12 protein-coding genes are annotated in these 15,053 nt (G+C 62.0%); 2 read left to right on the top strand and 10 right to left on the bottom strand.

The features are described 5' to 3' along the window. Positions 1 to 15 precede the first annotated feature (15 nt). The 4 genes from AB8B20_RS14290 to AB8B20_RS14305 all read right to left on the bottom strand — a co-directional run bounded on the left by AB8B20_RS14290 (position 16) and on the right by AB8B20_RS14305 (position 4,999). Positions 16 to 1,236 carry a substrate-binding protein gene (locus AB8B20_RS14290; protein WP_184511885.1) on the bottom strand — a complete coding sequence of 407 codons (1,221 nt, stop codon included), beginning with the start codon at positions 1,234 to 1,236 and terminating at the stop codon, positions 16 to 18. Between the two features lie 4 nt (positions 1,237 to 1,240). Next, positions 1,241 to 2,098, bottom strand: a complete 858-nt coding sequence (locus AB8B20_RS14295; RefSeq protein WP_089266026.1) for a branched-chain amino acid ABC transporter permease — start codon at positions 2,096 to 2,098, stop codon at positions 1,241 to 1,243. 35 nt (positions 2,099 to 2,133) lie between these two features. Further along, on the bottom strand, positions 2,134 to 3,648 hold the full coding sequence (locus AB8B20_RS14300) for an amidase (protein ID WP_439074906.1): 1,515 nt from the start codon (positions 3,646 to 3,648) through the stop codon (positions 2,134 to 2,136). A gap of 169 nt (positions 3,649 to 3,817) precedes the next feature. Continuing rightward, a complete protein-coding gene (locus tag AB8B20_RS14305; protein WP_093757006.1) occupies positions 3,818 to 4,999 on the bottom strand; it encodes a substrate-binding domain-containing protein in 1,182 nt (393 codons plus the stop codon). A gap of 173 nt (positions 5,000 to 5,172) precedes the next feature. Here AB8B20_RS14305 and AB8B20_RS14310 point away from each other — a divergent pair, with 173 nt between their 5' ends. Next, positions 5,173 to 5,610, top strand: a complete 438-nt coding sequence (locus AB8B20_RS14310; protein WP_068735340.1) for a MarR family winged helix-turn-helix transcriptional regulator — start codon at positions 5,173 to 5,175, stop codon at positions 5,608 to 5,610. A gap of 25 nt (positions 5,611 to 5,635) precedes the next feature. Here AB8B20_RS14310 and AB8B20_RS14315 read toward each other — a convergent pair whose 3' ends face one another. The 5 genes from AB8B20_RS14315 to AB8B20_RS14335 form a co-directional block, all read right to left on the bottom strand. Further along, positions 5,636 to 6,022: a RidA family protein gene (locus tag AB8B20_RS14315; RefSeq protein WP_439074904.1), complete on the bottom strand. Its 387-nt coding sequence runs from the start codon at positions 6,020 to 6,022 to the stop codon at positions 5,636 to 5,638. An 18-nt stretch (positions 6,023 to 6,040) separates the two neighbouring features. Further along, complete coding sequence (locus AB8B20_RS14320; protein ID WP_439074903.1) at positions 6,041 to 8,401, bottom strand: acetamidase/formamidase family protein; 2,361 nt, start codon at positions 8,399 to 8,401, stop codon at positions 6,041 to 6,043. A 128-nt stretch (positions 8,402 to 8,529) separates the two neighbouring features. Further along, on the bottom strand, positions 8,530 to 9,771 hold the full coding sequence (locus tag AB8B20_RS14325; RefSeq protein WP_439074901.1) for an acetamidase/formamidase family protein: 1,242 nt from the start codon (positions 9,769 to 9,771) through the stop codon (positions 8,530 to 8,532). Between the two features lie 46 nt (positions 9,772 to 9,817). Next, entirely contained in the window at positions 9,818 to 11,428 is a 1,611-nt protein-coding gene (locus tag AB8B20_RS14330; RefSeq protein WP_439074900.1) for an amino acid ABC transporter permease/ATP-binding protein, read from the bottom strand. A 49-nt stretch (positions 11,429 to 11,477) separates the two neighbouring features. Next, entirely contained in the window at positions 11,478 to 12,344 is an 867-nt protein-coding gene (locus AB8B20_RS14335; RefSeq protein ID WP_244527955.1) for an ABC transporter substrate-binding protein, read from the bottom strand. A 606-nt stretch (positions 12,345 to 12,950) separates the two neighbouring features. On the opposite strand from AB8B20_RS14335, the gene AB8B20_RS14340 reads away from it, so the two are divergent. Then, positions 12,951 to 13,484 carry a flavin reductase family protein gene (locus AB8B20_RS14340; RefSeq protein ID WP_439074899.1) on the top strand — a complete coding sequence of 178 codons (534 nt, stop codon included), beginning with the start codon at positions 12,951 to 12,953 and terminating at the stop codon, positions 13,482 to 13,484. Positions 13,485 to 13,703: 219 nt separating this feature from the next. Here AB8B20_RS14340 and AB8B20_RS14345 read toward each other — a convergent pair whose 3' ends face one another. Continuing rightward, positions 13,704 to 14,981, bottom strand: a complete 1,278-nt coding sequence (locus tag AB8B20_RS14345; protein WP_439074898.1) for a flavin-containing monooxygenase — start codon at positions 14,979 to 14,981, stop codon at positions 13,704 to 13,706. Positions 14,982 to 15,053: the final 72 nt, after the last annotated feature.

The following is a 15,053-nucleotide window of genomic DNA, read 5'->3' on the forward strand; positions in this document are numbered from 1 at the left end:
GTTCGGACTATCGGCTCAGCATTCCTTGGGATCGACGAGACCGGCGCTGCGCGCGACGACCTCATATTTGCCGCCCTTGGCCACCGCCGTGTACATCTTCATCTTGCAGTGCCGCTGACCGGGGACCATCTCGGCCGGGCCGCCCGGGCCTTCGGCGATCTTGGCATGGTCGAGCGCCTTGGCAACTGCATCACGATCGACACTGCCGGCTTCCTTGACGGCGGCTTCCCACAGTTTCAGGCCGCGATAGGTGCCGGTCGCGGCACTGCCAGCCGCGAACAGGAAGTTGCCGGGAAACTGTTTTTCGTAGGCCGCCTGGAGCTTGGCACTGAACGGATCTTCCGGCGTCAGCGCCTTAAAGTAATCGAGGCAGCTCGCGAGGCCCTCGATCTCGGCCGGCTGATTGATGCTGAGCGTATTCTCGTCATAGTAGACGCAGGCGAGCCGCCCGCCATTCTTGAGGAAGCCTGCTTCGGAGAGCTGCTTGAAGAACGGCCCGACGCCTGGCGGAATGACGGTGTTGAAGACGACATCGACCTTGTTCGAAATGATGCGGTTCACGGTCGACGAAAAATCGATCTGGTCGAGCGGGTAATACTCCTCGAACACGACCTCGCCGCCATTGGCCTCGATCACTTTGCGGGCATAGACGTTCAGCGTATGCGGCCAGACATAATTTGCACTGGGCAGCGCAAACTTCTTGCCGCCATTCTTGATCAGCCAGGGGATGAATTCATCACATTGCTGCGCCGGCGTCGGCCCGGTGCAGAACAGATAGGGCGTGCATTCCTTGCCCTCATAGAGCTGCGGATAAATATAGAGCGTCTTGCCGCGGGAGACGATGACGTCCTTGATGGCGTTGCGCATCGACGACGTGATGCCGCCGATGACCAGATCGACCTTTTCGCGCTGGATCAGCTTCCGCACATTGCCGACCGCGACGGATTCATTGGACGCAGTGTCCTCGATATACAGTTCCAGCGGCCGGCCAAGCAGACCGCCGGCATCGTTGATGTCCTTGATCACCATCCTGGCCACATTGGCGTCGGCATTGCCGGCATAGCCCATCGGCCCGGTCAGATCGGTACCGACACCGACCTTGATTGGTCCGGCAGCCGCGTTGGCCCAGTCCGGCCGGATCACCCAACTGCCGACACCAGTGGCGATGGCCGTCCCGAACAGCGCCGCATTGCCGAGAAAGCGGCGGCGGCTGAGAGTGTTGGCGTCTTGAGACATTGGACTAAACCCCTTTTCCTGCAACGAGGCCCTGCGGCCGGAATTTGATGAAGATGATGGCGAGCACGAACACAGCGACATCAGCGATAACGGGCGAAATGACCCAGGGCAGCGCCGCACTCAGCGTGCCGATCAGGCCGGCGCCGGCGACCGGACCTGCAAAAGAGCCGATGCCGCCGACCATGACGGCGACAAAACCCTGGATGAGAAAGCGAATGCCGAGATCGGCAAACAGCGTGAACACCGGCACGATCAGCGCGCCGGCCAGACCCGCGAGCGCGGCGCCGAACGCGAAGGTTGCGCCATAGATTGCGTTGGTCGAAATGCCGGAGGCCCGCGCCAGCGCCGGGTTCTCCAGCGAAGCGCGGATGCGCAGGCCGAACGCGGTGCGCGCCAGCAGCAGATAGCTCCCTGCCATCACCAGTGCGGTGATCACGATGATCACCAGACGCCAGGTTGAGAAATGCATGCCGCCGATGGCCACCGAGCCGCCGACCGGCTCCGGTACCGAGAGATACAGTCCGCCGATCAGGCCACGCACAATCTCGCGAATGATCAGTCCGAGCGCATAAGTGCCGAGCATGGCGACGATCGGCGCGGCATAGAAGCGCCGGACGATCAGCCGCTCGAGCACGAAGCCCAGTGCGCCGACAACAAATGGTGCCGCGACCATACCGAGCCACACCGGCAAACCCGCGGTGTGAACAATGTAGGTGACATAGGCCCCGAGCAGAACGAACTCGCCCTGCGCGAAATTGAAGATACCCATCATGCTGGCGATGATCCCCAGCCCCAGCACGACCAGCACGACGATCGCCCCGAAACTGGCGATCTCGAAGACCGCCATGATCAGATTATCCATGCGTGATCACCGATCCTCGCTTCTGCATGGATGCCTCACATCGTCTTCCAATCGGCGGACTGCTCGAAGGCATGAGCCGCGCGATAGATGGTCATCTCGTCGAAATGCTTGCCGACCAGCATCAGCCCGACCGGCAGACCATCGACCATGCCGCAGGGGATCGACATCGCCGGATGATGCGAGATATCGAACGGCGAGGTGTTGGAGATCATTTCGAAGGCGCGGCCGACGACTTCTTCACGCGGCGCGCCGGGCGCCGGCAGCGGTGTCGCCTTCATCGGCGTGGTCGGCATCAGCAACAGATCATAGCTCGCCAGCGCCTTGTCATAGGCAGCCGTGACACGACGCGAGATGTTCAGTGCCTTGCCGTAAAAACGAGGGCCGAAATTATTGTTGACATAGGTGCCGAACAGCAGCAGCAGCTTGGTGGTTTCGGACAGCGAGTCCGCCTGCCCGCGCCAGCCACGATGGGCGTCCATCAGCGACGTCGAATAGAGATCCGACCGGCTGAGGCCATAGCCGTCGCCCACCATCATGGTCTGCGTCATGCCTTCGGTGCCGATCGGGGTCCACACCGCCGCCGCGGTGAAATGCATCGGGATCGAGATCGTCTCCACTGTCGCGCCCAGATCGGCGAAGCGCTTGGCGGCTTCGCGAACGCTGCGGTTGACCGCGTCTTCGGCGCCGAGCTGCTCGAAACCTTCCTTGACGATGGCGATCTTCATGCCCTTGACGCCGGTGCCGAGCGCCTTGGTGTATTCCGGCACTTCCGGCGACTTGATCCGCGGATCATAACCGTCATCGCCGGCAAGCACTTCCAGCAGCAGCGCATTGTCAGCGACATTGGATGTCATCGGGCCTGTGTGATCGACGAATATCTCGATCGGCATGATGCCCGTATAAGGCACCAGACCCCAGGTCGGCTTCATGCCATAGGTGCCCGAGAAGGACGACGGCATGCGGATCGAACCGCCCTGGTCACCGCCAATCGCCATGTCGACTTCGCCGAGCGCGACAACGACCGCACTGCCGGACGACGACCCGCCGGCGGAATAGCCCATCTTGTGCGGGTTATGCACGTTACCCGTCGAATTGGTGTGGCTGCCGCCGGACATGCAGAAGGATTCGCAATGCACCTTGCCCATGATCTCGGCGCCGGCATCCAGCATGCGCGTGACGATGGTGGCGTCGAAATCCGGCACATAGCCTTCCAGCGTGGAGGAGCCGTTCATCATCGGCACACCGGCCAGCATGATGTTGTCCTTCAGCGCGACGGTCTTGCCCTTGAGCTTGCCGCTGGGCGCACCCTTCACCACCGACTTGCGATACCAGGCGTTGCGCGTGTTCTCTTCCGGCGCGGGCCGATAGCCAGGCGTACGCGGATATTTCACTTCCGGTACTTCGTCGGGCATCGCCGCCACGACGTTGTAGGCATCGACGGATCCCTGCATCAGCGCGCGGAACGAGGTGACGTCCTCATCGGACAGCGCGAGGCCGCACTGATCGGCGACGGCGAGGAGTTGATCGGGAGTGGGAAGTGAAACGGCCACGATGATTTCTCCTGATATCCACGATGCAACCGGCACGGCATTTCTTCGGGATGCCCACGCCGTCAAGGCGACGACGGTGTCGCCTTTCGCGCATCATTAGAAAGAGAAATATTTTCCTTTTCAAGTATTATTTTTCGGGATCGTCCCGATCGGATCGTCTGCGACTGACCTAGAATGTCCGGATGAGCCTGAAATCCAGACCGTCTGCTTCGGCAAGATAGATCGGCATTTTCGCCCGCCCGCCGCGCATGCTGACCTCACCGCGGGCGCCATGATAGGCCACACTGGACGCCGCGTTCAGCATCGGCCGGACGTCGAATGAGCCCGCCTTGGTCGCCACGGATTCGAGAAACCGAAGCCCCTCGTAGTTCGACTGCGCGACCGATCCCGGCACAGGCGCACAGCGTCCAAACGATGCTTCATATTGCGCGCGGAATGCATCATTCGCCGCCGATGCACGGTCGACGAAATAGCCCGATGCACAATAGAGCCCCTCGGAACTATCCGCGCCCATGCCGAGCAGCAGCGTTTCATCCATGGCCCCCGCCAGTCGGAGAACCTTCGACGAGAGACCATGTTCGGCGAAGGCGCGGTTAAACACGATGCTGTCGGTACCGATCAGCGAGATGACCACGACATCCGGCTTGGCGGCCCGGATGCGGGCGATCTGGGCATCGTGATTCTGCTCGCCAAGCGCAACGAATTCCTCACCGACCACGCGCCCTCCGGCGCCGGCGATATATGTCTTGGTGGCCTTGTGGGCCAGCCACGGCCAGACGTAATCGCTGCCGATCAGATACCAGCGCTTCGCCTTCTTTTCATTCGCCAGCCATTCGATGGCCGGGCGCGACTGATCGCGCGGCGTCTCACCGATCGCCATCACGCCGGGCGTGCGTTCTCCGCCCTCATAGACAGGCGTGTAGATATAGGGCACGCGCCCGGCGATCACCTTGCGCAACGCGACGCGGACCGCGCTGATATGAGAGCCCATGATGACATCGGCATCACCAGCCGCGATCATGTCGGCTGCCGTGCGGACAACGCCATCGATATCGCCGCCGGCGTCATGAAACACCGGCTCGATCTCGCGCCCGAGAATGCCGCCGCGCCGATTGATCTCCGATGCCGCGAGCATCATGCTATTGGTGCCCGCCAGGCCCCAGATCCCGGCCGGGCCGGACAGCCCGATAAAATTGACGACGCGCAGCTTTTCGCGATTGCGACGCCGCGGAAACAAATCGGGACGTGCAATAGCGGCACGACCTCCCCCGCTGTCCTGAAAGCCCTTCAGCAACCATGGCGCCGGCATCGGCAGCGCACCGGTCGTTGCAATCTGCAGTGACGAGAGCATGTCGCTCTCCTTTCGACGTTGTCAGCGGCGGTGCGGCGTCAATTTATCGGCAGTAAAATCGTGCGAAAGAAAATATCGTAGAGGAAAATATTGAATATTCAACGATTCCCGTGCATATGGATCAGGCAAAGTCGCTTAATATTCATCACCCCTTCCAGCAAAGTTTCCCAACCGTGGCCAGAACGCCGAGCACGCCCATCACCGAACACCTCGCTTATCTGCTGGCGCAGGCGAACCGGGAAATTAATCGCCAGCTCGATGCGCGCTTCAAGAAGGAAGGCGTGCCGGTCGAACAGTGGCGCATTCTGAAAGTGCTGTCCGACGGCAAGGGCCACTCCATGGGCGACCTCGCCGATGCGGTTCTGCTGAATCATCCGACCCTGACCAAGATGGTCGATCGGATGGTGTCTGATGCGCTGGTCTACCGGGTGCAGGACCCCGACGACCGCCGCAAGGTGGTGATGTTCATTTCCGACCGTGGCAAGACTCTGACCCAGCGGCTGAACTCGCTGGCGCTGAGCCAGGAGGCCCATATCGCCGAGAACTACGGCAACAAGGCAACGGCCGACCTGAAGCGCCTGCTGGAAAGCCTGATCGAAAAGGCGAACTAGGCTTTCCATCTCTTCGCACCGACTATTATGTGGGCCGTCGACAAACCAGGTCGATTTCGATCAGAGCGTCATAAGCGAGGCCCGTGACGCCGACACAGGTCCGCGCCGGCAGGCGATCCGGCGGAAAATAGCTGCGATAGGTCTCGTTCATCGCCACGTAGTCGCGCTTGAACTCGGTGAGATAAATCCGCGTCATGGTGATGTGCTCGAAGCCGAGCTCGAGCCCCGCGAGCACCACGCGCAGATTTTCCATCACCGCTTTGGTCTGAGCCACGATGCCATCGGGCAGCACGCCCGGCATTGCCGGCGTGTCCGGCATCTGCCCCGTGACGAACACGAAGCCCTCGGTCTCCACAGCATGGCTGAACGGCGCGACCGGCTTCGGCCCGCCGGAGATCATGTGAAATTGCAACAGCGCGTCTCCTGGACCTTATGATTTTGACGTGTGATCGAACACCCGCTTGCTCAGAATGGCATGGACGCCCCAATTGCCATCGACGACCTGCGTCACGCCGAAGTCGACCGCGACCGACATCAACGCGATCGCCTCATCCTCGGTGAGACCTTTGATGTTCATCAGGAAGCGCCGCATCTTGCGAAAGGCGTCCTTCATCGCGAGATCGAGCGACGAGGTCGCATAGACCTCGCTCTGCCCCTTGGCGCCGAATTCTGCGAGATAGTTCGGATGGCTGAAGCCCATCAGCACCCAGTCACTCTCGGTCTCGATCAGCGGATAAGTGAGATCGGCGAACGCCTGGCCGGCGAGATTGCCCTTCTTGTGCAGGACCACCTGGAAGGTTCCGGTCATCGAACATTCGATCGCCGTGCCGCCGAGTTCGCCGTCGCCCTGCGCGGCATGGGGATCGCCGACCGACAGCAATGCGCCGGGCACCGAAACCGGCAGATAGACCGTCGATCCCTTGCCGAGCCGCCAATTGTCGAGGTTACCGCCAAAATAGGCTGGCGGCACTGAATCGACGAGATCGGCCTCGCGCGGCGCCACGGCAATGACACCGAAATGCGGGCGCAGTGGAATGCGAATGCCGTCGAGCACGTCATGCCGACGCCGTACAGAGGCCGGCGTAATCGGAATGCCCGGATAGTCGTAGGTGTTGTGCACGGTGCCGAACGGATCGGTCTGCGGCTCCCAGCGATACGAATAGAGCGCGCGCGCATATGGCACGTCGTCGTGATCGAGAATTTCGTAGATCGTCACCGCCTCGCGCGCATTCTGCTCGGCGAGAAATTCCTTGTAGTGATAGCCCCACCACGCCGCGACGCTACTGCCGAAAACCTGACCGTCGAAATCCGGATTGCGACTGGCGCGCGGCACGATGTCGAGGATGCGGATTTCCAGCACGTCGCCGGGCTGCGCGTCCCTGATCGCCACCGGCCCGGTGCAGATGTGGACGCCAAAGCCCTCGCCGGCACCGCGGCCATAGATCGAGGCATCCATCGGACCGGCGCCGCGGCGATCGACATTCTTCTGATCGCGTGTCCAGCAGAACACGCTCTCAGCGCCGATATCGCCCTTGATCATCCGCTCGGGATCGTCGGATGCGTGCTGCGTCAGTGTTTCGATGGTGATCGTGTCGCCGGAATTGATCTCGATCTGCGGCGGCAACGAGCGGCTGAAATAGCCCCAGTGCACGCGAGATGCATCGGCGGCGAGATGATGGTGCCGCTGATTCTTCGAAGTATCCGCGATGCCGTGCGGGATCGTCGAGGCCGGCTCCGGCTGCGCAATCTTCTCAGCGGCCGATGGCGCATGCTGGCTGCGCAACTGCGCCAGCGCGTCCTGTGGCCAACCGCGTTGTCCCGCTGCCGTCGCCGATGCCGTCAGGCGCTCGGCTTCGTTCTGGCGAAACTCGCGCGGCGACAGGCCGAAGCGATGACGGAACGTGCGGCTGAAATGTGCGGAGTCATTGAAGCCGGCACGAAAGGCAATCTCGGAAATCGAGTGATGCGCCTCGGACGGATTCGACAGATCGGCCCAGGTGCGCTGCAGCCGGCGCTCGCGAAGATAATGTGTAAAACTGCTGCCGGTGCCTTCGAACAGTTTCTGCAGATAACGTTCGGAGATGCCCTCGGCCTGCGCCACCTTGGCCGGCGTCAGATCCGCATCGTCGAGGCGTCGCTCGATGGTCTGGCACAGCCGATGCAAAGTCGCAGCCTTGGTCGCCGTGCCGCTGTTGAGATCGGCCGTCGGCTCGGCCAGTTGACGTGTAAAGGTCGGCAACAGATCGGCAAGACCTTGTGCGATCGCCAACCACTCGGCATCGGACAATGTTTCGAGGTTGCGGGCCGCCTGTTCCATCATACGCGCGAACACATCGCCGAAGCCGCCGGGGCCTATGATCTGGACATCGGCGATGGCGGGAGCACTGGCGCGGCGGCTGTGCAGCGGATCGGACGTCACCGAGAGCACCACCGCGCGCATGTCGCGCTGGAATGCGACGCTCCAGTCCCCTTTGCGCGGCAGCAGCAGCAGATGTCCAGCGGCCACGATCTGATGTCCGGCGACTGTCTTTAGGCCGACACCATCCTCAAGCGGCAGCAACACCAGCGGATGATCGCTGGCCAGATCCGACAGCGGCGAAATCGCCTGTGCGCCGGCAGACAGTTTGGCCAGAGCAATACCTTCGAAGGTGCGACGAACTGCGGTGGCATGCCCGTGATGCGTGGTCGTCGCAGCTGTCGGCTGCAAGCCAATCGAACTCAGGACGTCGCGCCATGCTTCGGGGCGGTCGTCTTCAGAGTAGGATTCACTGGTGAACGGACGGAGGCTCATGCATCGACCTTCATAGCCGAAGCGAAGCAACCTCCGTGCCATCCCGAAGGACGCAGCGCCCTGCCCTGCAACTTCCCCGATCACCGCGCCATCATCCTCATAGCCGAATTCAGTGCAATTTCATCCGCTTAGTCGCAGCGGAAGACCTTCTTGCGGATTGTGCCATGGACGCCCCAATTGGCATCGACCACCTGCGTCACCCCGAAATCCGCACCGACCGACATCAGCGAGATCGCCTCGTCTTCACTCATCTTGTGCACCGTCATCAGGAAACGCCTGAGCTTGCGGAACGCATCGCGCATGGCCCGATCGAGGCTGGAATGATTGGCGACGTCGAGCTGCGCATTGGCGCCGAGTTCGGCGAGATAGTTCGGGAAGGTGAAGCCGTAGACCGACCAGGCTTCCGCGGTTTCCAGCATCGGATGCGTCAGGCCTTCGAGGGGCGTACCGCCGAGGTCACGATGCTTGTGCAGGATGAACTCGAAATCGCCGGTCAGCGAGGTCTCGATGGCCGTGCCGCCGAGCTCGCTGTCGCCCTGCGCGGCATGGGGATCGCCGACCGAGAAGAATGCACCGGGCACCGCCACGGGATAGAACATCTTGGCGCCCTTGCCGACGCGCCAGTCATCGATATTTCCGCCTGTGTAACTCGGCGGGATCGACGACACGAAATCCTCCTCGGATGGCGCGAGGCCCATGGTGCCGAAATGCAGCCGTGCCGGCACCTTGACGTTCGGCAGGATGTTTTCGCGTTTCCTGATGGTCGCGTGATCGACGCGCACGCCGGGATAATCGATGGTTGGATGCAGGATGCCATCGGGGTCGGTCTGCGGCGTCCAGACATAATTATAGACCGCTTTAGCAAACGGCTCGCCCGACGTATCGAGCTCGAAGATCGTCACGACCTCGCGCGGCTTCGGCTCCTCGATCAGGTCGTGATAGTGGAAGCCCCAATTCGCGGCGACGTTGGAGCCGAAACACTTGCCGGCATAACAGGCCTTGCAGGCCGGCCGCGGGCGCACGTCGAGAATACGCACTTCCAGCACATCGCCCGGCTCTGCGCCTTCGATCGCCACCGGCCCGGTGAGCAGATGCACGCCGACGCCTTCGCCTGAGCCGCGGATGAACGGACCTTCCGTCGGGCCCGACCCACGCCGCACCACCGCCTTGTGCTCGCGGGTCCATTTGAACACGCTCTCGGCGCCGGGATCGCCTTCGATCATGCGCTCGTAATCGTCATTGGCATGATGCGTCAGCGTTTCGATGGTAGCGCGGTCGCCCGACTTCAGCGTCAGCGACGGCGTGACCACCTTGCTGAAATAGCCCCAGTGAACGGTCTTCGGCGACACCGGAAGAAGATGATGTTTCATGCTGAGGCCCTCGGTAGCAAATGGACAAACTTCACAGGCGCGACGATCACGAGACTTCCGCCTCCATCGCATTGAGGAAACGCTGCGCGACGGGATTGCGCGGATTGGTCAGGACTTCACTGGCTGGGCCTTCTTCGATGATCGCGCCTCCGGCGAGCAGCACCACACGGTCGGCCACTTCGCTGGCAAAGCGCAGCTGATGCGTCGAGATGATCATGGTCAGACCGTCCTCGACGGCGAGCCTGCGGATCACTTCGAGGACCTCGTTGACCAATTCGGGATCGAGCGCCGACGTCGGCTCGTCCAGCAACAGCACGCTTGGATTGGGCGCGATGGCCCGGGCGATGGCGACGCGCTGTTGCTGGCCACCGGACAGATGCCGCGGCAGCGCATCGGCGCGGTGGCTGAGACCGACGCGCGCCAGGAGTTCATCGGCACGACGCTCGGCATCGGCGCGCGCGACGCCATGCACCCAGCGCAGCGGGCCGGCGATGTTCTCCTTGGCCGTGAGGTGGCCGAACAGGTTGAACTGCTGGAACACCATGCCGACGCCTACCTCGGCGCGGGCATTCGCCAGCAGCCGCGGCGACAGCGGCTTGCCATGCGCGTTGAAGCCGAGCTGGCGGCCGGCGACCTTGATGGCGCCGCCGTTCCACAGTTCGAGATTGTTGATACAGCGGAGCAGCGTGCTCTTGCCAGAGCCACTTGGTCCGAGCAGCGCGATCACTTCACCGATCCTGACCGTGATGTCGACGCCGTCGAGCACCACGTTCCTGTCGTAGCTCTTGCGGAGATCGGAGACCTCGACGGCGACATTGTTGCGCGCCAGCATCTCCGCGCGTTTGATGGGATCGCCGCGTTCCGGCCGCAGTCGCGGCGGCGGTAGTTCGGCGACACCGCCATCGGGCAGAAGCTCCGGCGGAGCGCCAGCATCCGGAACCAAGGGATCGTCGATGCCCGGGGCGCGGTACCACGGCAGGAAGCGCATGAATGTAGTTTGCTTTGCCGTGCGATCGAGGTCGAACTTCCATTCCAGAAGCAGTTGGATGCCGGCGATCGCCGCTGTGAGTAGGAGATAGATCAGACCCGACGCGAAGAAGATCGAAAAGAAATCGAAGGTCGAGGACGCCAGTTGCGTCGAGCGCAGCGTCAGCTCCTGCACGGCGATGACGGAGGCTAGCGACGAATTCTTCAGCGCGCTGACCGCTTCGTTGCCGAAAGCGGGGATCATCGACCGGATCGCCTGCGGCGCGATGATCCGGCGCATTAGGACGCCCGGGGTCATGCCGAGCGCCTGACCGGCCACCACCTGACCGCGGTCAACGCCGAGCACGCCGGAGCGCAGCATCTCGGCGATGAATGGCGCTTCGTTACAGGCCAGCGCCAGGCCGGCTGCGAGAATGGCGGGAAGCTTGATGCCGATCTGCGGCAGCGCATTGTAGGCGAACACCATCTGCAGGATCAGCGGCGTGCCGCGGAAGATCACAGCATAGACCCGGGCGAAGGATGCCAGCGGCTTGAACCGGCTGAGTTGCATCCATGCCAGGATCACACCGAGGATCAGCCCGCCGGCGAGACCGAGGGCGGTGACCTGCAAGGTCGCCTGAATACCCTCGATCATATACGGCATGCTGAGATAGTGGAGGAACAGCTCCATGGAGGCAGAAAGCCCTTACGTGAGAGTGATCCTTGCTTGCGGGCCGGCGTTACTTCACCGTCAGCAGGCCGGGCTCCATCAGGTTTTCCGGATCGAGTTTCCACTTCTTCAGCAGTGCGAGCTGATCACCGGACTTGTAGATCTCGGTGAGTGCGGCCTTCACCGCATCGCGGAACTTGGGCTTGTCCTTCGGCACGGCAATGCCGACCTGATAGGGGATCGTCACCGCGACCGCCTTCTCGAGCTTGTCCGGATAGGCTTTCACCGCGTTGTCGACGGTGTTGACGTCGTTGATATAGGTGTCGGCGCGGCCGGCAAGGATCGCCTGAATGCAGTTGGCATTGTTGTCATAGAGCTGGATGGTCGGCTCCGCTTTGCCTTCCTTCTTGCATTCCGGCCCCAGCGCCTGGATCAGCGGCACTTCGACATAGCCGGTGTTTTCCGCCGCAGCCGTGCCGCACAGCGAGGTGTTGATACCGGTGATCTTCTTCGGATTACCCTTGGCGACGAGCACGCCGTCGAACACCTTGGAATAGGTGATGAAATCGGCGGCCTTGGCGCGCTCCTCGGTGGCATAGATGTCGGAAATCACGATGTCCGCCTGGCCCGATGCCAGCGTGGTCAGCAAGGCCGCGAAGGTCACAGCTTTGTAGGTCAGCTTGAAGCCAAGGCATTCGCCGATCTGCTCACCGAGATCGATATCGAAACCGATATATTTGTTGGGATCCTTGGGATCGATCGATTCATAGCCCGGTGTATGCGGATTAATGGCGTTGACGAGTGTCTTGCCTTTCCAGTCCGGATATTTCGCCTGCAACTCGGCGCAAGCCGCCGGCACGGCCGCCTGCGCCGACATCGGAACAAAGGTGCCGACCGCCAATAGCGCGCCCACTGCCGCCGCACGCCATCCGATCATCGCGCCCGTTTCAGGCCAAAGCCTACGGATGTCAGCAAAATGCAACTTGACCATTCGATCGCTCCTTCGACGTTGTCATGGCCTGAACCATGTTCCTAACCTCGAAGAAGCCTACGGGCGCATGTCCGCAGAAAGCTTGTCCCGGGACGTACAATAATTTGGATCGTCCGCTCCCATGATTTGGGCAGAGCTGCCACATTAATGGGCGGCGGGGCTCTTACCAGGCAGATCGTATTCACCAAATGACGGCTGCGCGCCAGAAGCGGCGTCGAGCCATCGGCTCCGCAGTTTACATCGATCGGTTAGATGGAAAGATGATCGGCGGCGCTCGCGCGTACAAGGACGACCAGCGACCCTGGTATGATTGCATTAGCTTCTGCAATTCACGATGAGAGATGCACCGGCCACACGCCCGTTTGGCTACCGCAACTTGGCACTTTTGAAAATCAGAAGCATCGCTCTCAAAACCGATAATTTATCGCAGTCATGGGTTGGGCAACTCTAGGGAGCAAGATACGCATCCGCGGATCGGCGGCGAGCAGCTTAAGGGTGCTCGTGAAGGATACCGCTCGCTCCGAGCGGTCAGCTCCTTAGAGGTCCATAACCATGGTACTGCGCGATCAGTTCTTAGCCGGCATGAGCAATGCGGTTTGCACCGTCAGTATCGTAACGACAGATGGCACGGCTGGCCGCCAGGGCGCGACGGTATCGGCAATGTCGTCCGTCTCGGCCGACACGCCACAGCCGACCTTGCTCGTCTGCATCAACGAGACCAGCGCGACCGCACAGGCGATCAAGGTGAACGGCGTGTTCTGCGTCAACCTGCTGCGGGACGATCAATCCGGCATTTCGGACTGTTTTGCGAAGCGATGGACCACCGGAGATGGCGACAAATTCTCGTGCGCGACCTGGGCTCCCGACGTCAACGGCTCTCCCCGTGTCGTCGACGGACTGGTCGCCTTCAGTTGCACCCTGTCGTCGTGGAAGAAGATCGGCACCCACTACGTTTTCTTCGGCGAAGTCCAGGACGTTGCCCTCGCCACAGAAGGATCGCCTCTGATCTACGCGAACCGCGCCTATCGGTCTGCCGTGCCCATCGCCCCGCGATCGGCCCCGGCATCCGGTTGCAACGCTAGCTGACGATTGGTCATCAGCGCGTAAGATACATGCGTGCCGTGACCGGACTACTCGCTCATCGATCATGTCGAGAAGCGCGCGCGGACGGAGCCCTCCGCCCCGCCTGTTCCGGAATAACTGCCGTACCGTCGATCTCCACGAGCCATTCTGGTCCCGCCAGGGCCTGAACCGCGAGCCCTGTCGACACTGCGACGAACCTGCTCCGGAGCCTGCCAGTACGGACTAGCTTGCGTGCCCGACCGCGCGTCGCGCCGATGTATCGTAATCGGTGTAGCGCCGCTGCGTTGAGATGCGGTCCGCCAGGTGCTTCGCATCGTGCCAGACGCCCCAGATGAATGCAGACCCCCGACGCGACTGCCAGGGAAGTCCCAGAAAATAGATCCCGGGTTCGGAAGACACGCCGCGCTGGTGCCTCGGCTTGCCCACCGTGTCGAATGCATCGACTTTCAGCCAGCTATAGTCGGTGGCAAAACCCGTGGCCCAGACAATCGATGTGATGCCGGCTGCTGCGAGATCCAGTTCGCGCACCGGATCGGTCACACAATTAGGATCGGGCCTGACGATGCGCGCGTCCGGCTCGGGCGGCAAGTCCAGCCCGAACCGTGCGATATAGGCATCGGCCTCGTCCAGCAAGCTTCTGTAGGACGCATCGCCCAGGGCGATGTTGTCGGCGAGGTCGTTCGCGAACAGCACCTTGCCCTGATCATACGACGCTGTCGAACCGACGAGATGCATGCCTTCGGCCGCCAGTCGCCGGAAATCGACGGTTTGGCCGCCGCGCGCGCCGCTCACCGCAATCGTGACGTGCTCGGTGCCCGGCTGCTTCGTTTCCAAGTCCCATTTTCCGAGCACGCCGAGCCACCAGCAGAAGTCGCGGCCGCGATAGGCCCGCGGCGGACGTTCGTGCGGCCCGACCGACAGATGGACGCGCCTGCCCGCACGCAGCAATTCGTCGGCAATCTGGCCGCCGGACGAGCCTGCGCCAACGACCAGGACGGCGCCTTCCGGCAACTGGCCGGGATTGCGATAGTCGTTGGAATGCAGCTGGATGATGTCTGCGCGTTGCGGAACGATCTGCGGAATGACGGGCACCTGAAACGGCCCGGTCGCCGCGACAACGTTCATCGCTTCGAAATTGCCCGCGGAGGTCCTGACCATGAACCCCGGCTGTCCGGCCATCCGTTCGACCGATGTCACATCAACGCCGCAGCGCACCGGCGCAGCGATCATTTCGGCATAGGACACGAAATAATCCGCGACGCTTTCCTTGCCGGGAAACGAGTCGGGATGCGCACCGGGAAATTCCATCCCAGGAAAACGATCGTGCCATGCGGGGCCGTTGGCGACCAGCGAATCCCATCTGGCGGTCCGCCAGCGGTCGGCAATCCGATGCCGTTCGAGCACCACATGCGGCACGCCCGCCATGCCCAGATGTTCGCTCATGGCGAGACCAGCCTGGCCTCCACCCACCACAATCGTGTCTACGCGCTCGATCGACATCCCTGTATCCACTTCTGACCGCCCGAAACGCTCCACGGCCGGATCATCCACGCATCGATGTTGGAGCAACGC

The sequence above is a fragment of the Tardiphaga sp. 866_E4_N1_4 genome (genome assembly GCF_052076075.1).
GTDB lineage: Bacteria > Pseudomonadota > Alphaproteobacteria > Rhizobiales > Xanthobacteraceae > Tardiphaga > Tardiphaga robiniae.

Bases quoted from the DNA above. Each gene is read 5' to 3' on its own strand.
- AB8B20_RS14290 (WP_184511885.1), bottom strand. From the start codon at position 1,236: ATGTCTCAAGACGCCAACACTCTCAGCCGCCGCCGCTTTCTCGGCAAT.
- AB8B20_RS14295 (WP_089266026.1), bottom strand. From the start codon at position 2,098: ATGGATAATCTGATCATGGCGGTCTTCGAGATCGCCAGTTTCGGGGCG.
- AB8B20_RS14305 (WP_093757006.1), bottom strand. From the start codon at position 4,999: ATGCTCTCGTCACTGCAGATTGCAACGACCGGTGCGCTGCCGATGCCG.
- AB8B20_RS14320 (WP_439074903.1), bottom strand. From the start codon at position 8,401: ATGAGCCTCCGTCCGTTCACCAGTGAATCCTACTCTGAAGACGACCGC.
- AB8B20_RS14325 (WP_439074901.1), bottom strand. From the start codon at position 9,771: ATGAAACATCATCTTCTTCCGGTGTCGCCGAAGACCGTTCACTGGGGC.
- AB8B20_RS14330 (WP_439074900.1), bottom strand. From the start codon at position 11,428: ATGGAGCTGTTCCTCCACTATCTCAGCATGCCGTATATGATCGAGGGT.
- AB8B20_RS14335 (WP_244527955.1), bottom strand. From the start codon at position 12,344: ATGATCGGATGGCGTGCGGCGGCAGTGGGCGCGCTATTGGCGGTCGGC.
- AB8B20_RS14340 (WP_439074899.1), top strand. From the start codon at position 12,951: ATGGTACTGCGCGATCAGTTCTTAGCCGGCATGAGCAATGCGGTTTGC.
- AB8B20_RS14345 (WP_439074898.1), bottom strand. From the start codon at position 14,981: ATGTCGATCGAGCGCGTAGACACGATTGTGGTGGGTGGAGGCCAGGCT.